This window comes from Psychrobacillus sp. NPDC093180 (genome assembly GCF_044754065.1).
In the GTDB taxonomy this organism is placed as follows: Bacteria; Bacillota; Bacilli; order Bacillales_A; family Planococcaceae; genus Psychrobacillus.
On sequence record NZ_JBIVOJ010000009.1, the window covers coordinates 1 to 18,170 of the forward strand.

Genomic DNA, 18,170 nt, shown 5'->3' on the forward strand with positions numbered 1-18,170 from the left:
GTCCTGAGCCACCATAGTAATGCGGGTGTAGTTTAGTGGTAAAACCTCAGCCTTCCAAGCTGATGATGAGAGTTCGATTCTCTTCACCCGCTCCATTAATATAAATGTTAACCCTTTGCGAGTATTTGCTCCTGAATGGGTTATTTTTTTTGACTAATTATAAGAGTTAAAAACTCTTTAACAACGGAGATCATGTTATGTTTTCTAATAAAACGATTGATGCTTCAGCAGGTTCGATTATTATGGCCTTTGGTATATTTCTTCTAGGTGCTGTTTATCAATTTCCATTTTTAAATATTCATCTAGGCTTAGTATTATCAGGGTTTTTAGTTATAGCTTGGCTTTTTATGTTCTTCTCATTTTTTCTTTCTTTGTCTAAAAGAGATTATCGAAATAGCTTAGTTAATTTACCTATTAAAAGCTTTGGTGTCGGTACTTGGATTGCAGCAACTTCCGTCATCGGCGACTTAATCTTACAGCGTATTCCTTCTCTTCTATCGATTGTTCAAGTTTTAGCATATGCTAATTTAGTTTTATGGATAGCTTTTATTGCTTTGTGTATTCGACAATGGAAAACAATTATCGTTAATAAGGAGACAAAAAATACGCATGGCGTTATCCTGCTTACCACGGTTAGCACTCAGTCAATTGGCGGTTTGTTGGTAACTACCTTTGGAACTGCTTTCCCCCTCTTCTTAATGATTGCTTTTATTATGTTGGGGATTTTGTTTTATCTGTTTTCCATTACGTTAATTAGTATTCGTTTTGCTTCAAAATGGCGGGATATCCACGAATGGAAAAATACTGATTGTATTATACATGGAGCAATTTCTATCACCGGATTAGCCCTTGTTCAATCAGGGAGTTTCACTTTAGGGACAATTCTGTTCATATGGTATGTCGTTCTTTTTTTATTTGTTATAGTTGAGACAGCGGAAATAATAAGAGCGATTGCAAGAATTCAAAAATATGGCTGGCAAAAAGGAATTCTTACATACAATATCACTCAATGGGCGAGAAATTTCACATTTGGTATGTTTTATTTCTTTACAGTCAATTTAGTGCATACCTTTTCATCTTCAAGGAATTCTTTGTCCTTTCAAAATCATTTCCTCAATCTTTTAGGATGGATTGTTTTGCTACTCTTAATTGTAGAAATATCCTTATTTTTAATTTTCATTGTCACAAAAACAAAACCCCTTGCGATTGCTAAAAAAATATAAACCATTGTTAAAAACCATTGTTTAAACGGAAACAATGGTTTTTAACTTTAGGAAGAAGCTAGTTGAAAGGTAAAATGCTTCTCATCTGAAAATTCTCCGTCCACATAGCTACGTTCTGCAAAAGTTACTTGATTGTTATTATCCACTAACACTACAGTGGAGCAACGAGTACCGTAATGAGGCATTTTGATAAACAAGGCCGATAAGCTCCTCTCCAGTTCAATTCCGACTCCTGTATTTGGTAGGTCTTCATCTAATGCAATTTCTGCATCTGTCATAATGGCAAACAATTCTTCTAAGTGCACCTCTTTTTTCTTTGAACTGTAGGCTTTCAAACTCTCCCTTCCCTTTACTACCTTTGGCCATGTCGTGTTTAAAAACTTATTACTCAACCCATGGGTTCCTGGTTGAATCTCTGTAATTTCGCCTTCTATATTGTTATAATAGTAAAGTTTTTGTGGATTACCTATGATCAAATTGAATCCATTATATTTTTCTTTGTCTCTATCCAAAACTTGAAGATACTCTTCTGGTGATAGGCTACCAACCAAAAAGTTTTGTACTATTTCACCACGAGAAGTCTTCCCAACTGTTATTTCAGATGGATTTCGGTAATTTGTTAATGCCGCAAACTTCCCTTCTTTTGTAATGCCTAGCCAAGTTCCTAATCCTACTAGATCCCGACCAGCCAATAAATTCGGAGCATCCTCCCAAAAATGTGCGGACTCTGTTTTCCGATTATAAAACTCATCCCGATTAGCTGCTACAATTAGTTTATAGTTTGGATGGTTGTGGAATTGAAAATTAATTAAACACATTTCTACCCCTCCTACCCTAATTTTTCTTTGTATTCAAATAATTTAGTGGTTATCTTGTCAGATTACTTATATAGTTAATACTATACACGATTTAAGGAAGGGTGATTCGATGAATAAGCAATATTATGTAAATGGTGAATGGAAATCTTCAGAAAAACTTTCGGAACTAAAGTCTCCACACACAAATGAAATTATTGCACACATTCCGCAAGCTACTCGTGAAGAAGTGGAACTGGCAATCGAGGTGGCGGACGCTACTAGAAATGAAATGGCAGAGCTTACTGCTTATAAGCGTGCGAGCATATTAGAAAATATCGCACAATTGTTTGCCGACAATCGTCAAAAAGCTGCTGAAATAATGGCTTTAGAGGCTGCAAAACCTTTAAAATTTGCATTGGCGGAAATAGACCGGACAATTGAAACCTATAAATTTGCAGCAGAAGAAGCAAAACGGTTGACTGGTGAAATGATTCCAATGGACGCTGCCAAAAACGGTGCAAACCGCTTTGGTTATACAATTGAACAACCAATAGGTGTAATTGGAGCTATTACACCATTTAACTTTCCGCAAAATTTAGTGGCACATAAAGTTGGTCCGGCAATCGCATCAGGTAATACCATTGTTTTAAAACCAGCATCTCAGACTCCCCTTTCAGCTCTATTTTTAGCTGAACTGATTGATCAAACAGAATTGCCTAAAGGAGCCTTCAACGTTATTACAGGTAGTGGTAAAACGGTTGGGGATGCTTTAGTTGAAAGCGATAAAGTGAAAATGATTACGTTTACTGGAAGTCCGGCAGTTGGTATCGGTATTCGCAATAAAGCGGGATTGAAGAAAGTGGCTCTTGAGTTAGGTTCAAACGCGGGATTGATCATTGATAAAGATGTTGATATATCTCACATCGTACCTAAATGTGTTACTGGGGCATTTTCCAATCAAGGACAAGTTTGTATTTCGTTACAACGTACATATGTAATGGAAGAACAGTATGATGCTTTTATTGAACAATTTGCTACAGCCACAAAAGAATTAGTTATTGGCAGTCCACTTGAAGAGACAACGGATGTATCTGCAATGATTCAACCAGGTGAACAAGATCGTGCCGTGGAATGGGTACAAGAAGCGGTTCAACATGGAGCAGAAATTATAACAGGTGGAATAATAGAAAATGGTGTTTTCATGCCTACCATACTAACGAACGTTTCAGCTAGTTTAAAAGTATCTTGCCAAGAAGTATTTGCACCGATTGTTGTGGTGAACCGTATTTCCTCCGTTGACGAGGGAATCGCAGCTATCAACGATTCCAACTACGGTCTTCAAGCGGGAATCTTTACAAATGACATTCAAACAGCCTTCAAAGCTTCTAAACAATTAGAAGTTGGTGGCGTCATGATTAACGATATTCCAACTTACCGTGTGGATCAAATGCCATACGGCGGTGTAAAAGAAAGTGGTACGGGTAAAGAAGGATTGAAATATGCAATTCATGAAATGACCGAAACTAAATTAGTTGTGTGGAATCAATCATAAGGAGCTCTATCTCCTATAAAAATAATCACCCATCTGAGCAATGGGTGATTATTTCAATTTAGTCAGCCTCTTATCCTTCAATACGCGATATTTTATAAATTTGATTGCTCAATGGCATCGCATGGGGAAAATTATAAAACTTTGGAAGAACAAGACCTACGTAGTCATCTAAAAACTTGTTTTCTTTTCTCTCTTCGATCAATACTCTGAATCTAGCCAATGCGCTTGCTTTTAAATTATCGCTAATAGGAGATATGCTAATGGTCTCCATATGTTGTATGGTTGAGGTATTAGACCGTAGTATTTGTTCGACTTCTTTTTGATAATCTTTTGAATTGGTTACTTCTATCACTAGGTTTACTACTGTTATTACTTCGATCAATTGTTTACCTCCATGGATTAAAATCTGCGTACTCTATAATATGGAACCATAATACTATGCAAAAATAAGAAAATCAATATACTCAAGGAATAAGTCTTCATCCTAATAATCACGCGTATCGATATACTATCCAATAATGTACGTATTTCTGTTAAAATGAGTAGAGTTAAATAACTAGAACTGGAATGGTGAATAAACGTTGAAAACATTTAAAAAAATGTATATCGAAATTACAAGTGTCTGCAATCTTGCTTGTAGCTTCTGTCCTCCTACTGCAAGGAAAGCAAATATCCTCAAGGTAGATAAGTTTAATGAAATACTCGATCAAATCAAACCACATACAAAATATATTTATCTACACGTGAAAGGAGAACCACTTCTCCACCCTAGAGTTGATCAGTTATTAGATGCTGCACATGCCAAAGGATTTAAAGTAAATATCACAACAAACGGGACACTTCTTAAAAAGAATAGACATAAACTGTTAGGTAAACCTGCGCTACGTCAAATGAACTTCTCCCTTCATAGTTTTGACGGACATGAAGGTTCTACCGACCGAGAAGGCTACCTAGCAGAAATCCTTTCATTCGCAAAAGAAGCTGCAGCAGAAGGTGTCCTTATCTCCTTCCGCTTATGGAATTTAGACCCGCTTCATGCAACAGATGAACAAAAGAGAAAAAACCAAGAAACATTAGAAATACTAGAAAAAGAATTCAACTTAGATTACAAAATCGAAGAAAAAGTAGTACCTGGTAGCGGAGTTAAAATTGCAGATCGCATTTATATTAACCAAGACCATGAATTCCAATGGCCAAGTCTACTTGCCCCTGAAGATGACGGTAAAGGTTTTTGTCATGCCCTTCGTAGCCAAGCAGCCATTCTTGTAGATGGTACGGTCGTACCTTGCTGTTTAGACGGAGAAGGTGTCATTGATCTCGGTAACATAAACGATAAACCTTTCTCAGAAATTATTGAAGGCGAAAGAGCTAATAATTTGTATGATGGCTTTTCTAGAAGAGAAGCTGTAGAAGAAATGTGCAGGAAGTGTGGATATCGGAAGAGATTTGGAGCTTAATGTCCTGACTAGTGTTTCATACCTACAAAAGATATGAATAACTTATAAGGGAGGGGTTAACTTTGAAATACTCAACTGCTAAATGGCTAGTGATTAGTTTAGGTAGTGCATCAGCTATAGCCATTTTTACTTATTTCTATCTAGATGAAAAAGATATGATGGTTCCCTTCTTATCTGCTACTATCAAACCGTTTATGATGATAACGATGCCCCCTGTCATTATTTTACTTGCAGCGATGCTTGCAGCAAATAACGAATATGATAAAAATAAAAATAAAGATAAAGAAAAACGGATTTCCGGAAAAAATTTAAAAAGAGCCTTTATTCTAATTGGTGCGCTTCTTTCTTATAAGATATTTACAGGTTATTTTTCTAAATAATTTCACGTATAATAGGCAAGCCCTCCACTCTATCGAAAACACTCGATTGATTGGAGGGCTATTTTTCTTTAGTAATTCGATTTATTCCGAAACAAGCTGCTTTCTTCTACTCACATACACTTGATTCAATATCAATGCACCAAACATTTGAATAATTGTTTTCACGATAACCTGACCTAAAATAGCAAATGGCACCGCTTCCCATGGAAGAAAATTAGCTCCAAGTGGGCTTAAGCCAATGATGACGAAGATCACAGAATCTAAAAATCCTCCAACAATTCCACTATAAAACACACGCCAAGCCATTGGCAGCTTTAACCTCGTATAGATCTCTGTATCCGCTGTTTCAGCGATAACAAACGACAGTGCGGATGCTACCACGATTAATAATGTGTCTCCAAGCATGAATGACACTAATGCAGACAAGCCTAAAGCAACAATAATAAATAAATACGTTTTTGCTCTACCGTATTTATTTTGAACAAGATCTCGGAAAATGAATGTCGCTCCGATTAAAAGCGTTCCCATTGGGACGATAAACACGCCTAACTGTAATGGTGCAAATGCTGCCGTTACCACATTAGCAGTGACGATAGATATTAAATAAAATAAGATTCTCATGATGTTACTCCTCAAGTAATTTTTTGTAGCTTATACGCCTCTTTTATTTCCCCAAACAAGTGCGTGCAGCTGTGGTAGTACTTTAACATCTCTTAATTCCTCATCCGCAATCACCTGGTCAATTAATTCTTCGTACTTCATTAGTAAATGGTTGACTAGACGTGGGTTGTCAGTCGTTGTAATATCATCATTACCCACTTGGAAGTAAAAAGGAATCGCTGGATATCGAAGATGGACTTGCTTGGCATATTCATAATCCTCTTGATTGAAAATGACTATTTTGAGGGAAATATGCTGCTCGCTATTTCTATTGTTAAGCTTTTCGATGATAGAAGATAGAACAGAAAAGTCTGTGGTCATTCCGGAACTCGGAGGCTTTGGTGAAATCGTTAGTTCATCGATTTCATACAGCCACTCCTGCCACTTACTCCCTTGCGTCTCTACACCAATTTTTATATTGTTTGCTTTTAAAAGAACAATAAGTGCCTCCAAATTTCGAAGGAGTACTGGATTTCCACCTGAAATGGTGACAAAAGAAAAACCATCTCCTCCAAGACGTTTCAACTCAGCCCAAATTTCCTCTGCGGTCATTTGGACAATTAGATGCTTCCCGCTGCCATCCCATGTGAAAGATGAATCACACCAGGAACAGGAATAGTCACAGCCAGCAGTCCGAACAAACATTGTCTTTTGCCCTACCACCATTCCCTCCCCTTGAATCGTCGGTCCAAAAATCTCCATAACAGGTACTTTACTCAACTTCCATCCACTCCCGTCTTGCTTCTGCGTAGCTTGTCGGAGTTTCATACAGCCTGATAAATTCTACTCTGGCCCCGGTATATCGTTGGTCCTCAATCAATGCTTCGCTTAACTTCTCATAGATCCAAACAGCAATGTTTTCAGCAGTCGTATTCATCGGTGGAAGTGTTTCGTTTAAATAACGATGATCCAAATAAATCTCTATTTTTTGTTTCCATATTTCTTTTAAATCGCCAAAATCTATCATCAGACCTCGTTCATCGGTATATCCACTCACCCCTAATACTGCCCGATACGTATGACCGTGCAAATTTTTACATTTTCCTTCATAGTTATGTAAATGATGAGCAGCATCAAAAGTGAATTCCTTGCTCACTAAAACTCGCTTGGCATGATACTTTAATTGACTGCTTTGGATATCTTCCTCTATCTTTTGGAGCTTATCGACAATTCTAAAACCAGTCATGCCTTAAGACTCCTTTTTGGAGCTTAAATACTCATCAAGCCCTCTTTGTCGTAGCTTACAAGCTGGGCATTCCCCACAGCCATCCGCCATTACACCGTTATAGCAGGTCAACGTTTTTTCTCGAACAAATTCAAGCGCTCCAAGCTCATCCGCAAGCTCCCATGTTTGTGCCTTGTTCAGCCACATGAGCGGTGTATCCACCACAAAAGTATCGTCCATCGCTAAATTTAGCGTTACATTCAAAGATTTAACGAAAACATCACGGCAATCAGGATATCCGCTAAAATCCGTTTCACATACCCCAGTCACGATATGCTTGGCTCCGACTTGGCTCGCTAAAACCCCTGCAAAGGAAAGGAACAGCATATTCCGACCAGGTACAAAAGTCGATGGCAATCCACCTTCTTCACCGTCTTCTACCTCTATGTCATCACGGGTTAAAGCATTTGGGGCAAGCTGATTTAAAAGAGACATATCCAGAATATGATGCTTGATACCAAGCTCCTCTGTTATTGCTTTCGCACACTCAATTTCAAGACGATGCCTTTGCCCGTAATCAAAAGTTAATGCCTCTATTTCTCTAAAACGTTCTTTTGCCCAAAACAGACAAGTTGTGCTGTCTTGACCTCCACTAAATACAATGATTGCTTTTTCCTGCTTCACCTGTAAAACTCCCTTATAACGAAAAAACGGCACCCTAAAAAGAATGCCGTTTTCTTCTTAGTTTTTTTAAGAGGGTAGCTAATAACCTCTTCCTTCATAATGCGGACTATTCAATTTATCGATTATCTATTTTTTCTGGGTAAAGATCATGGTTCATCAAACGATAATCTGCCATCTCTTCATATTTAGAACCTGGTCTACCATAGTTACACCAAGGATCAATGGAAATTCCTCCACGTGGGGTGAATTTTCCCCAAACCTCAATATACCTTGGATCCAGTAATTTAATTAAATCATTCATTATAATGTTGACACAGTCTTCATGGAAATCTCCATGATTTCTAAAACTAAATAAATATAATTTTAGCGATTTGCTTTCTACAATCTTTTTATCCGGTATGTACGAGATGTACATTGTCGCAAAGTCAGGCTGTTGTGTAATTGGACATAAACTAGTAAACTCTGGACAATTAAATTTTACGAAATAATCACGATTGGAATGAAGACTATCTACTGACTCCAATACTTCTGGTGCATACTCAAATGAATATTGAGTCCCCTGATTCCCTAACAATGTCAAATCCTTTAAACCTTCTTCTTGGCTTCTGCCAGACATAATAAAAACCTCCAAATAACATAATTTCTAAAGAGGTACCTTTAACCAGTCTATCGCAAACATATAGGATAAAAACAAAAAAGCCATGCCCAAATATGGACATGGCGAAACGTCATGTATCCATAGTTTTTTATAGAGGGTATCAGCTATGAACCTCTCCCGATTAAGTTCGGGTACTTGTATATGATATAGAATACTTTCTAAAACGTCAAATAAGCATTCTAAAAGAATCTAAATTATTTTAGATTCTGGTTAATTTCTTTCTCAAGGAAAGATTTCTTGAAATACAAACCACAGTAACAACAGAGTAAAATAAAAATGATCAATTAATGGGCTAAGTTCAAGCTGTCAAATAGAAAAAGCGGTTCCCTCTATGGTATTGGCTAGCAAAAAGGTTTCACCCATCTGAGCTGCCAACTCAAGGATGGGTTATTTTTGATAATTTGCTCTCTACAATTTTTTTATGAACTATATAATTTAGGTGTATACTACATTTATATTGTTTTTTTACTCGTCATTCCAAGGAGGATTTACACATGCATAACATTCAAGATATTACAGAAACTAGAGATTTCATTATGAGCAAGACAGACCACCGTCCAGTGATTGGACTTATTTTAGGCTCCGGGCTAGGTAGCCTTGCCGATGACATACAAAACGCTGTTAAAATTCCTTATAGCGAAATTCCACACTTTGCAAAATCAGAAGCAATTGGTCATGCGAACGAGCTTGTTATTGGGGAATTAAATGGGAAGATTGTAGTTGCGATGAAAGGTCGCTTTCACTATTATGAAGGATTTACTATGGATGAAGTAACCTTCCCAGTACGTGTGATGAAGGCATTAGGTATTGAAAATGTGGTCATTACAAATGCTTGCGGTGCAGTAAATACAAGCTTTAATCCTGGAGACTTAATGTTAATCACAGACCATATCAATTTAACAGGAGCTAACCCATTAATTGGACCAAACAACGACGAATTAGGAACTCGATTCCCTGATTTATCAGACGTATATAGTAAGGAACTTCGTAGTGTTGCCACTAAAGTAGCGAACGAACAAAATATACCATTACAACAAGGAGTGTATGCGTGGTGGAGCGGACCTACTTACGAAACTCCAGCAGAAATTCGAATGATCCGTACATTAGGAGCAGACGCTGTTGGAATGTCTACAGTACCAGAAGCAATTGTAGCTACTCATGGTGGAATGAAAGTGCTCGGTATCTCTTGCTTAACGAATATGGCATGTGGAATATTAGACCAACCATTAAACCATGAGGAAGTAATTGAAGTTGCTAGTCAGGTAAAAGTTAAATTTGTAGGATTAGTAAAAGGAATATTGGAAGAGATTTAAAAAAATGTCCCTGTGCCAGAAACAATTCTACATTGTTTCCGGCACAGGGATATTAATATCTTCCACAAAAGCTCTTACCTCTTCTTCTTTTGTTGCCCATGATGTTACTAATCGAATGGCGGAATGGGTAGAATCAACCTTTTCCCATACAATAAATGCGTATTTTTTTTGAAGCTCCGCGATAAGTGAATTCGGTAATATTGGAAAGATCTGATTCGATGGAGAATAGGTCAAAAATGAAAAATGAGCTTTACTACATTCTTCTCTAAGAATGGTTGCCATTTTATTGGCATGCTGGGCCAATTCAAAAAACAAATCATCCCGAAACAGTTCATAAAATTGAATACCTAAAAGCCTTCCTTTTGCTAGGAGTGCCCCTTTTTGCTTTAAATGAAAACGAAAATCTTCTTTTAAAGAATCAAAACAAATGACCATTGCCTCTCCTAAAAGCGCACCATTCTTAGTCCCACCAATGTAGAAAGCATCCACTAGTGCAGGAATGTCACTCAGCTTTAAGTCATTATCATTAGAACATAGCGCTGAACCTAGTCTTGCCCCATCCATATACAATATAAGATTACGTTCTTTACAAAAATCTCTTAAATCTATCAGTTCGTCTTTCGTATAGATAGAGCCAATTTCTGTTGAATTTGAAAGATAAACTAACTTTGGTTTTACCATATGTTCATCTATATGTTGGTCGAGAACTTCTTTTATAAGAGAGGGATTCAATTTTCCATCTACCGTTTCTACCGATATGACTTTATGTCCAGTAGCTTCAATCGCACCTGTTTCATGTGTAAAAATATGACCTGTACTAGCAGCGATTGCCGCTTCATGAGGTCGAAGAAAAGCGGAAATTGCCGTTAAGTTTGTTTGGGTTCCACCTGATAATAGGTGTATGTCCACGTCTTGTCTTCCTAGTTTCTCCTTCAAAAGCTCGATTGCTCTTTGCGTAAAACTATCACTTCCATAACCTTCTTCTTGTACATAATTCGAATCTATTAAAGCCTGTAAGATTCTAACATGTGCTCCTTCTGCATAATCATTCTTAAAACTATACATTTAAATTCCTCCACCGTTTACGCCCCTTTGTGATATACAATTCGAAATCATTTCTCACACAGGAACTGCTTTTAATATGTTTTAATGTATAATATTTGATTTAATATTACAATCCATTTCTAGACAATTGCTAATCATTACACAATCATCTATAAATATTTGTGGCCAGTCATACACTAAAATACAAACTAAATCACTCTGTTTTGACGGATTACATTGTTGAAGTGTATTTTATGTGGTAGTATCTTTTTATAACTAGTAGTCTAATAATTCTATCAAATAAGGAGAGGTGGATTTACAAATGAAATACGGTTTTTGGTTACCAGTTTTCGGAGGTTGGCTACGTAATGTAGAGGATGAAAATATGCCAGCTACATTTGATTATGTGAAAAAAGTGGCTCAAGACGCGGAAAGTTTAGGTTATGATATGACCCTCATTGCAGAGTTAAACTTGAATGATATTAAAGGTATGGAAGCCCCTACATTAGATGCATGGTCAACAACCGCTGCAATTGCAGCGGTTACGGATAAGCTGGAAATATTAACTGCCATCCGTCCAGGGTTTTACAATCCAGCATTGTTTGCAAAAACAGCATCGAATATCGACCATATTAGTGGCGGTAGAATTTCACTAAATGTTGTCTCCGCTTGGTGGGAAGAGGAAGCACGCCAATACGGCGGCGTTTTCACGGCTCACGATGAGCGCTATGCTCGAACAGAGGAATTCCTTGAGGTATTAAAGGGCTTATGGACGCAAACACCTCACTCATTCAAAGGAAAATTTTACGAATATGAAAATACGTACTTATCACCTAAACCGGTTCGCAATCAACATATCCCCCTATATGCGGGTGGAGAAAGTGAAGCAGGAAAACAAGCAATAGCTAAAAACTGTGACTCATACGTTATGCATGGCGGCACGATTGAAGAAGTACAAGAGAAAATTGAAGACATGAGAGCACGACGTATACAACTTAGCAAAGCACCATTTGATATATTTGGAATGTCTGCCTATATTGTTTGCCGAGATACGGAGGAAGAGGTACAGGCGGAACTAGCAAGAATTCAAAATGTACAAGAAAATAGCGCTGGTTATGCAGGCTATCAAGATTTCATTAGCAAATCCCAGCTAAATGTCAACGTTAGCTTAGAGGATTATTCCGTATCAAACCGTGGTTTACGTCCGAATTTAATTGGAACACCAGAACAAATTGCGAAAACAATATTAGCCTATGAAGAGATTGGTGTGAATCTACTCATTCTTCAGTTCTCTCCACAACTGGAAGAAATGCAGCGCTTCTCTGAAAAAGTAATGCCAATCGTAGAACAGCTTAGATCAGAAAAGTTAGGAGCTCATTAAAATGTCAAAAATTTATGTTATCCACGAAAACGGTGAATGGACAATTCATTTAACAAAACGTTTAGAAGAACTAAAACTCCCTTACGAATTATGGCATTTAGATGAGGGTATTGTAGATTTGACAGTAGCGCCTCCAGAAGGTGTTTTCTATAGTCGTATGAGTGCTTCATCTCATACACGTAATCACCGTTATGCACCGGAACTAACAGCTGGAGTGCTTGAATGGTTGGAGTTCCACGGACGTACAGTATTTAATGGCACAAGGGCATTATCGTTAGAATTAAGTAAAATCAATCAGTACCTTGCATTAGAAAAAGCAGGCATTCGCACCCCTAAAACAATCGGTGCAGTTGGGAAAGAGCAAGTCATCAAAGCTGCAGAAAAATTAGGGAAGACTTCCTTTATTACCAAGCATAACCGTGCCGGAAAAGGATTAGGCGTTCAATTATTCCACTCTATTGATGCCTTAAAAGCTTACTTAAACAGTGAACTATATGATGAACCAGTGGATGGCATTACATTAATCCAAGAATATATCAAAGCGCCAGAATCCTTTATTACCCGCGCTGAATTTGTAGGTGGAAAATTTGTTTATGCCGTCAAAGTAGACACATCAAATGGCTTTGAGCTTTGTCCTGCAGACGCTTGTCAAATCGATGACCTATTTTGCCCTGTCGGTGAACAAGTAGAAGAGAAGCCAAAATTCGACATCATCCATGAGGTTGATTCCGAACAAATCGCACAATATGAGGCTTTTTTACAGGCCAATAAAATAGCAGTGGCAGGAATTGAATTTATCTCGGATGAGAATGGCACGGTGTATACCTACGACATTAACACAAACACAAATTATAATAGTGACGCAGAAGCCAAAGAAGGAAAGTACGGCATGCTAGAGTTAGCCAAATTCCTTGAAAAAGCATTGGAAGCAAGCAAACTATCCGTTTAAAATAGAGCCGTTTCAAAATCTCTTTTGGAGAATTTGAAACGGCTCTTTTATTGTATTTGGGACTCCTACTGTGACAATCCTTTTACTCTCCATTTAAGTGTTCTAATCTATTTAGAAACCGTATTACCCTTTTTCCCTCTTTTATTTCCAACAAATGAATGCCGGTATCACCTGTAGCAAAGAAATGTTGACTGGAAATTGGTTGTTGAAGGTACGCTTTCAAAAACTGAGAAATCAATCCGCCATGAGAGATCACCGCCACTCGCTTATAACCCTGGTAGTCATAAACAATTTGATGGAAAATCTTCTCTGCACGAAAACGAAATTCCAACTCTGATTCACCACTTTCAATTGGAATATGTGCTGGCCTACCATTCGGTGGTAACGGATATTTAACAGCTGCCTCTTCTCTTGCAAGACCTGCAAGCACACCGTTATTAAATTCCATTAATTCCTGTTCTTCTATCAGTTGACACCCTATCTCTTCTTGAAGCAACAAGGCAGTGGCTTTCGCTCTTTTTAATGGACTTGTTAGAATTATATCAGGAGGGAAATGTGCTGCTACATATGCAGTCATCTTCGTTGCTTGCTGCTCTCCAAGCGCTGTTAGAGGAAAATCCGCCCTTCCCTCATGCACTCCTAGTAAATCTGCTTCGGACTGTCCATGTCTTATGATTAGTAGCTCCAAGAGGTTTCCTCCTAACGCATTCGAGTTTTTAATAGTTTACTTCTCTATCTTCTGCAATTCATCCACAAAAGCACGGCGTTTAGGATAGGTTTGCAATAAGTCGGTGATCAGTTGTTTTACTTCCGTCTCATAACCTGCTTTTCGCATTGTTTTAATGGTACGACAAACATCTTGGTAGCGTTTGCGGTCAGATGCCCTTGCCGCACTTGCATTAATTGTGCGAATAAAGAGCTTACATACTTCATCGGAATATACTTCTTCAATATATTTGTAATATTGCTCGATAAGCGTCGGTTGTTCTTTACAGTAATCAAGAATTCTTTCTGTTCGTGACTCTTCAACAATAAGTTTTGTATAAAGGTGGGAATGAGCATTTTTTAAGGTTTCCAATAGTAGTTCAAGTGCATTTGGCCATTGTTGTGTGGAGTGGAGCCTTTTGTATTCGAGGTAATAGTCGTAATCTCCACTTACCAATAACTGCAATGCTAACTTTTTCATTTCATCTTTATTATCTAACGCTTTATATGCAGTAAAAGCATAGCGTTTCCATTTATGCAGTCCGTGATCTTGTTGCTGTCCATCTAGAGACAATTGCAAGACCTTTTCATAATCTTTTCTTTTTATAGCAGATAAAATGACGCGTTCGCGCATATTAGCATCTTCTATATTTTGCTCTAAAAATCTTTCTACTTCTTCCTTACTATGTTTTGAAGAAAGCAATTGAAATTGCAGTTCTTTTATTTCTTTATTTATATACTTTGAATCCCATTCATTCCCTTTTTTCTGAAGTGAATGAAGTAGTTCAACATATCTCTCCTCAATCGTATCATCTTTACATAAAGGAATGCAGGAGCGAATCAGGGAAATGCTCCAGTCCGACCACCCGTCTAATTCCTTATCCATTGCTTCTTGCATCACAAGTTCATATACCATTTCAAACTTATCTTCATCCCAAACGTCGACCCCTTCCCAAATCGCCTCTTCTATAAACGCTAAACTTTCGTCTATTGAACTACCAAAACTACCGGAAGAGTCGTCACTAAATTCCATTGTCTCAAATGCACGGTGAAAACAAAGTAAACTAAGTTGGATTGCAGTGAAATACTCACCACTTTCAATGCTTTCACCAATTTTTTCCTGGACCGTATCAATACCTTTCAATGCAATGGACGTTCGATTCCAAGGGATGAAGCCACCACGTCGGTCTTGGGCTTCTTGTATATGATGTATGATTAGTTTTTCAGCTGCTTTAAAAGAATCACTCGGTTTTGTTAATAGCATTTCTACCTCTGCTTTGATTGAGGAGTGGTTTTGACATACCTTGGTAAATAGCGCTACTAATTGTTCTTTCGTTTGTTCCTGCAGTAATTGCTCGAGTGTTGGCTTTGTTATTAGTTTCTTTACTGTTGATGATTGTTGTTCATCTCGAATTTCATATAAAACAGCTACCATATGCTTGCAGTCACCTTCAAACGGGCAATCACAATCTGCATACACAATATCCCCATCTTCATTCATACGTATATCCACCACATAAGTAGATGTTCCATCGACTTCTGCTTGCCAGTTATACGTATCAATCTGCACAATATCGTCTACATGACCGTCTATATAATAATCGTACCCTCGGTTTAGGATGGTTTGATAGAATTGTTTTTCGAACTTGTTGATATTCATCGGTACACCTACTATGTTTTAAAATTCTTCCGCTAACATTTCATTAACCATATCAATATCGAATGCTTCTGGATCAAAATTATCGCCTACCCATTCAAGAAGTTCCTCTTTCTCTCCTCCATCAGGACCATTTAATATTTCTAATAGATTCTCGTATCCATATACCCCGCCACAATCTTCTGGAGGACATGCCCTTTTACCTTTAATACAGACGGGACTAGTGAAAGAATCATCAAAAGGCAGCACTTTTTCGAGCAAAACAGTATGGTGCCAATCATCGCCAAAATCATACATATACAGGCCCTTATCCCCTTCTTTAGACAATAATTCTCCAATAAGAGTTGTTTCTGCATCCATCTTTTCTCGCAGACTAAAACCGCCAAAAGGATCGTCTTCGTACTCCTCCTCGACTAATATATCCGATACTTCAAAACTATATAAATGCATATCCATCCAGCCCATTGCCGTCTGGATCACATCATGCAAATCGCTAAATGTAAAATCAGATGGAACAATAATTCGACGCCAAATTGGTGGTTTTGATCCTCTAAGCGTTACCTTTAATTGATACAAAGCCTCTGGAACTGACTCCAATCGATCAAATAGTTCATCTATTTCCTCACCTCCAACAAATGCAATAATCTCTTCAAGTCTTTTCCTTTCTTCTGGTGGAAACACTTCAAATTCATCTGAACTTTTTAACGCTAATAACATGGTGCGTACTAATTGATCAACCATCATCCTAGTTCGCCTCTTTTCGAATATTTTAGTTAGAGTATACTACATATTCGTCTAGAAGATTATCAATCTTATCTTCGGTCGTCGATATATTATCTATCAATTCAGTTAGATGAATACTTACACTTTCTGTACTTTGTTTTTGCCCTTTGGATTTCAAGCTTACTTCTTGATAAGCCCCCACTCTTTTGAAACAATAGAGTAAGTGACTCAAGGAGGGATGTTTGATGAAAGTATTGTTAATCGGAGCAAATGGGCAAATCGGTAAACATGTCGTCCATCTGCTACAAGAGAGTAAAGAACATACAGTAAAGGCTATGGTTCGCGATGAAGCACAGATGAATGTACTTAAAGAAAAAGGAGTAGAAGCGGTCGTATCGAATTTGGAAGGTTCAGTCGATGAAATTGCAGAAGCTATAAGAGGCTGTGATGCCGTTATCTTCACTGCAGGTTCAGGTGGTCATACAGGTCCAGACAAAACATTATTAGTTGATTTGGATGGGGCTGTTAAGTCAATGGAAGCAGCGGAAAAAGTTGGTGTCGATCGCTACGTAATGGTAAGTGCTATTCATGCAAACAATAGAGAAAGCTGGTCAAACAGTCCAATCAAACCATATATGGTTGCAAAGCATTTTGCAGATAAAGCACTTATTGCAAGTAAACTAAACTATACAATTATTCGTCCGGGTGGGTTATTAAATGAAGCCGGAACTGGAAATATATCTGTAGGTGAGAACTTGCAGCAGGGATCGATTCCACGTGAAGACGTTGCAAGAACCCTTGTAACTGCAATAAATGAGGAAAACACCTTTAAACGCTCCTTTGATCTCGTTGCCGGGGATACAGCTATAGGAGATGCATTGAAAAGTCTATAAGTAAGCTATAAGGTTCTAGTACAATCCTAGATTGTGCTAGAACCTTGTTCGTTATATAGGAAGATATCATTATTAATCCAATAGCTCGCAGGCTAGTCTGGGTACTTGGATCACAAAGACTCTATTTACTTTTCGATAAATGCTTTCAATATATTGTTATATATTTTCGGCTGATCTGCATAAACTAAATGTCCAGCAAATGGCACAATAGCAACATTTATATTCTTGTTTATTTTAGGATAAATCATCGCTCCCTTTGTTTCATGGGGCTTTTCCTCGCCTAAGATAAAAAGCACAGGAAAATTAAATTCAGCTATTGCCTCCAAGTCTTCAAACGGATACCATCCCGCGTCTTTTCCATAATAGATGAATTTCCTCCAATCCGAGGCATGTAATTGATTGAAATAGTTTATAGCTTCGTAGTTATTCAATAAGCCCGTTTGCATTTCGACATCTTGTTTATGAAGTTCTAACCAATTATCTGGCTTAACTGCTGTAATCCCTGAAATACATAAAGTCTTAATACGTTCTGGATACAATTTCGAGAATTTTACTGCGACCAGTGCTCCTAAAGAACAACCTACCAAATGAATAGTTTTTAAATTATAATGATTAATTGTTTCCAACAAATCCTTGGTTGAATCTTCAAAGAAGTTTTAAATCTCATTTGTAAATGACTGTCCGTGACCCCTTAGATCCGGAAGGACAATTTTATAATCTTTGCTAAAGTATTCTCTTTGAAATTCAAAATCGGTCATGCCGGTTTGTAAACCCGTATGTAAAAACACTATTGGTTCACCATCTCCCATAATGTTTGTATGCAGTAACAAATTAACACCCCTTTATAATTTCCTTATTCATCAAAAACATTGAAATTCCCCAAATCACTTTCTCACTGCTCCATTATAAGAATGGCGAGTATTTATTTA

General features: G+C 37.6%; 21 protein-coding genes, 1 tRNA gene and 1 riboswitch. Of the genes, 9 read left to right on the forward strand and 13 right to left on the reverse strand.

Going from position 1 to position 18,170, the window contains the following annotated elements; genetic code table 11:
* The first annotated feature begins 21 nt into the window (after positions 1 to 21).
* Together ACIP9W_RS14115 and ACIP9W_RS14120 are read left to right on the forward strand one after the other, a co-directional pair.
* Positions 22 to 95, forward strand: a tRNA-Gly gene (locus tag ACIP9W_RS14115).
* A 102-nt stretch (positions 96 to 197) separates the two neighbouring features.
* Complete coding sequence (locus ACIP9W_RS14120) at positions 198 to 1,223, forward strand: TDT family transporter (RefSeq protein ID WP_400790541.1); 1,026 nt, start codon at positions 198 to 200, stop codon at positions 1,221 to 1,223.
* 47 nt (positions 1,224 to 1,270) lie between these two features.
* On the opposite strand, the gene ACIP9W_RS14125 is transcribed toward ACIP9W_RS14120, so the two are convergent.
* A complete protein-coding gene (locus ACIP9W_RS14125; protein WP_400790543.1) occupies positions 1,271 to 2,041 on the reverse strand; it encodes an NRDE family protein in 771 nt (256 codons plus the stop codon).
* Positions 2,042 to 2,150: 109 nt separating this feature from the next.
* Between ACIP9W_RS14125 and ACIP9W_RS14130 the strand changes: the two genes are divergently transcribed.
* The gene (locus tag ACIP9W_RS14130) at positions 2,151 to 3,572 is read left to right on the forward strand and encodes an aldehyde dehydrogenase family protein (RefSeq protein WP_400790545.1); all 1,422 of its coding nucleotides are present in this window, start codon (positions 2,151 to 2,153) and stop codon (positions 3,570 to 3,572) included.
* A 70-nt stretch (positions 3,573 to 3,642) separates the two neighbouring features.
* Here ACIP9W_RS14130 and ACIP9W_RS14135 read toward each other — a convergent pair whose 3' ends face one another.
* Positions 3,643 to 3,954 (reverse strand): hypothetical protein, encoded by a 312-nt coding sequence (locus tag ACIP9W_RS14135; RefSeq protein ID WP_400790547.1) that lies wholly within the window; start codon positions 3,952 to 3,954, stop codon positions 3,643 to 3,645.
* Positions 3,955 to 4,153: 199 nt separating this feature from the next.
* Here ACIP9W_RS14135 and ACIP9W_RS14140 point away from each other — a divergent pair, with 199 nt between their 5' ends.
* Both ACIP9W_RS14140 and ACIP9W_RS14145 read left to right on the forward strand, forming a co-directional pair.
* Entirely contained in the window at positions 4,154 to 5,029 is an 876-nt protein-coding gene (locus ACIP9W_RS14140; protein WP_400790549.1) for a radical SAM/SPASM domain-containing protein, read from the forward strand.
* Between the two features lie 62 nt (positions 5,030 to 5,091).
* Positions 5,092 to 5,409 (forward strand): hypothetical protein, encoded by a 318-nt coding sequence (locus ACIP9W_RS14145; protein ID WP_400790551.1) that lies wholly within the window; start codon positions 5,092 to 5,094, stop codon positions 5,407 to 5,409.
* Positions 5,410 to 5,490: 81 nt separating this feature from the next.
* Here ACIP9W_RS14145 and ACIP9W_RS14150 read toward each other — a convergent pair whose 3' ends face one another.
* From ACIP9W_RS14150 to queF, 5 genes are all read right to left on the reverse strand, one after another.
* Positions 5,491 to 6,030: a VUT family protein gene (locus ACIP9W_RS14150; RefSeq protein WP_282242489.1), complete on the reverse strand. Its 540-nt coding sequence runs from the start codon at positions 6,028 to 6,030 to the stop codon at positions 5,491 to 5,493.
* A gap of 30 nt (positions 6,031 to 6,060) precedes the next feature.
* Positions 6,061 to 6,789, reverse strand: a complete 729-nt coding sequence (gene queE / locus ACIP9W_RS14155) for a 7-carboxy-7-deazaguanine synthase QueE (RefSeq protein WP_400790554.1) — start codon at positions 6,787 to 6,789, stop codon at positions 6,061 to 6,063.
* Positions 6,782 to 7,255: a 6-carboxytetrahydropterin synthase QueD gene (queD, locus tag ACIP9W_RS14160; RefSeq protein ID WP_400790556.1), complete on the reverse strand. Its 474-nt coding sequence runs from the start codon at positions 7,253 to 7,255 to the stop codon at positions 6,782 to 6,784. The genes queE and queD overlap by 8 nt, the downstream gene beginning before the upstream one ends.
* 3 nt (positions 7,256 to 7,258) lie before the next feature.
* A complete protein-coding gene (gene queC / locus ACIP9W_RS14165; protein ID WP_400790559.1) occupies positions 7,259 to 7,918 on the reverse strand; it encodes a 7-cyano-7-deazaguanine synthase QueC in 660 nt (219 codons plus the stop codon).
* A 115-nt stretch (positions 7,919 to 8,033) separates the two neighbouring features.
* Positions 8,034 to 8,534 carry a preQ(1) synthase gene (gene queF / locus ACIP9W_RS14170; RefSeq protein ID WP_400790562.1) on the reverse strand — a complete coding sequence of 167 codons (501 nt, stop codon included), beginning with the start codon at positions 8,532 to 8,534 and terminating at the stop codon, positions 8,034 to 8,036.
* Positions 8,535 to 8,650: 116 nt separating this feature from the next.
* Positions 8,651 to 8,697: riboswitch (PreQ1 riboswitch) on the reverse strand.
* A 373-nt stretch (positions 8,698 to 9,070) separates the two neighbouring features.
* Here queF and ACIP9W_RS14175 point away from each other — a divergent pair.
* Positions 9,071 to 9,889 (forward strand): purine-nucleoside phosphorylase, encoded by an 819-nt coding sequence (locus ACIP9W_RS14175; protein ID WP_400790565.1) that lies wholly within the window; start codon positions 9,071 to 9,073, stop codon positions 9,887 to 9,889.
* 27 nt (positions 9,890 to 9,916) lie between these two features.
* Here ACIP9W_RS14175 and ACIP9W_RS14180 read toward each other — a convergent pair whose 3' ends face one another.
* Entirely contained in the window at positions 9,917 to 10,954 is a 1,038-nt protein-coding gene (locus tag ACIP9W_RS14180; RefSeq protein WP_400790568.1) for a threonine aldolase family protein, read from the reverse strand.
* A gap of 301 nt (positions 10,955 to 11,255) precedes the next feature.
* On the opposite strand from ACIP9W_RS14180, the gene ACIP9W_RS14185 reads away from it, so the two are divergent.
* Positions 11,256 to 12,314: an LLM class flavin-dependent oxidoreductase gene (locus ACIP9W_RS14185; protein WP_400790570.1), complete on the forward strand. Its 1,059-nt coding sequence runs from the start codon at positions 11,256 to 11,258 to the stop codon at positions 12,312 to 12,314.
* 1 nt (position 12,315) lies between these two features.
* A complete protein-coding gene (locus ACIP9W_RS14190; RefSeq protein ID WP_400790572.1) occupies positions 12,316 to 13,263 on the forward strand; it encodes an ATP-grasp domain-containing protein in 948 nt (315 codons plus the stop codon).
* A gap of 82 nt (positions 13,264 to 13,345) precedes the next feature.
* Here the strand turns inward: ACIP9W_RS14190 and ACIP9W_RS14195 are convergent, their stop codons facing one another.
* Genes ACIP9W_RS14195 through ACIP9W_RS14205 form a run of 3 tightly spaced genes read right to left on the reverse strand, consistent with a single transcriptional unit; the run spans position 13,346 to position 16,369 of the window.
* Positions 13,346 to 13,951 carry a histidine phosphatase family protein gene (locus tag ACIP9W_RS14195; protein ID WP_400790574.1) on the reverse strand — a complete coding sequence of 202 codons (606 nt, stop codon included), beginning with the start codon at positions 13,949 to 13,951 and terminating at the stop codon, positions 13,346 to 13,348.
* Between the two features lie 36 nt (positions 13,952 to 13,987).
* Positions 13,988 to 15,628, reverse strand: a complete 1,641-nt coding sequence (locus ACIP9W_RS14200; protein ID WP_400790576.1) for an SWIM zinc finger family protein — start codon at positions 15,626 to 15,628, stop codon at positions 13,988 to 13,990.
* 18 nt (positions 15,629 to 15,646) lie between these two features.
* Entirely contained in the window at positions 15,647 to 16,369 is a 723-nt protein-coding gene (locus ACIP9W_RS14205; RefSeq protein WP_400790578.1) for a plasmid pRiA4b ORF-3 family protein, read from the reverse strand.
* Positions 16,370 to 16,593: 224 nt separating this feature from the next.
* On the opposite strand from ACIP9W_RS14205, the gene ACIP9W_RS14210 reads away from it, so the two are divergent.
* Positions 16,594 to 17,241: an SDR family oxidoreductase gene (locus ACIP9W_RS14210; RefSeq protein WP_400790580.1), complete on the forward strand. Its 648-nt coding sequence runs from the start codon at positions 16,594 to 16,596 to the stop codon at positions 17,239 to 17,241.
* 125 nt (positions 17,242 to 17,366) lie between these two features.
* Here ACIP9W_RS14210 and ACIP9W_RS14215 read toward each other — a convergent pair whose 3' ends face one another.
* Together ACIP9W_RS14215 and ACIP9W_RS14220 are read right to left on the reverse strand one after the other, a co-directional pair.
* The gene (locus ACIP9W_RS14215) at positions 17,367 to 17,867 is read right to left on the reverse strand and encodes an alpha/beta fold hydrolase (protein WP_400790582.1); all 501 of its coding nucleotides are present in this window, start codon (positions 17,865 to 17,867) and stop codon (positions 17,367 to 17,369) included.
* A 30-nt stretch (positions 17,868 to 17,897) separates the two neighbouring features.
* Positions 17,898 to 18,071 carry an alpha/beta fold hydrolase gene (locus ACIP9W_RS14220; protein ID WP_400790583.1) on the reverse strand — a complete coding sequence of 58 codons (174 nt, stop codon included), beginning with the start codon at positions 18,069 to 18,071 and terminating at the stop codon, positions 17,898 to 17,900.
* Positions 18,072 to 18,170: the final 99 nt, after the last annotated feature.

Bases quoted from the DNA above. Each gene is read 5' to 3' on its own strand.
- ACIP9W_RS14175 (WP_400790565.1), top strand. From the start codon at position 9,071: ATGCATAACATTCAAGATATTACAGAAACTAGAGATTTCATTATGAGC.
- ACIP9W_RS14180 (WP_400790568.1), bottom strand. From the start codon at position 10,954: ATGTATAGTTTTAAGAATGATTATGCAGAAGGAGCACATGTTAGAATC.
- ACIP9W_RS14120 (WP_400790541.1), top strand. From the start codon at position 198: ATGTTTTCTAATAAAACGATTGATGCTTCAGCAGGTTCGATTATTATG.
- ACIP9W_RS14210 (WP_400790580.1), top strand. From the start codon at position 16,594: ATGAAAGTATTGTTAATCGGAGCAAATGGGCAAATCGGTAAACATGTC.
- ACIP9W_RS14125 (WP_400790543.1), bottom strand. From the start codon at position 2,041: ATGTGTTTAATTAATTTTCAATTCCACAACCATCCAAACTATAAACTA.
- ACIP9W_RS14205 (WP_400790578.1), bottom strand. From the start codon at position 16,369: ATGATGGTTGATCAATTAGTACGCACCATGTTATTAGCGTTAAAAAGT.
- ACIP9W_RS14130 (WP_400790545.1), top strand. From the start codon at position 2,151: ATGAATAAGCAATATTATGTAAATGGTGAATGGAAATCTTCAGAAAAA.
- ACIP9W_RS14200 (WP_400790576.1), bottom strand. From the start codon at position 15,628: ATGAATATCAACAAGTTCGAAAAACAATTCTATCAAACCATCCTAAAC.
- queD (WP_400790556.1), bottom strand. From the start codon at position 7,255: ATGACTGGTTTTAGAATTGTCGATAAGCTCCAAAAGATAGAGGAAGAT.
- ACIP9W_RS14190 (WP_400790572.1), top strand. From the start codon at position 12,316: ATGTCAAAAATTTATGTTATCCACGAAAACGGTGAATGGACAATTCAT.
- ACIP9W_RS14185 (WP_400790570.1), top strand. From the start codon at position 11,256: ATGAAATACGGTTTTTGGTTACCAGTTTTCGGAGGTTGGCTACGTAAT.
- ACIP9W_RS14150 (WP_282242489.1), bottom strand. From the start codon at position 6,030: ATGAGAATCTTATTTTATTTAATATCTATCGTCACTGCTAATGTGGTA.
- queF (WP_400790562.1), bottom strand. From the start codon at position 8,534: ATGTCTGGCAGAAGCCAAGAAGAAGGTTTAAAGGATTTGACATTGTTA.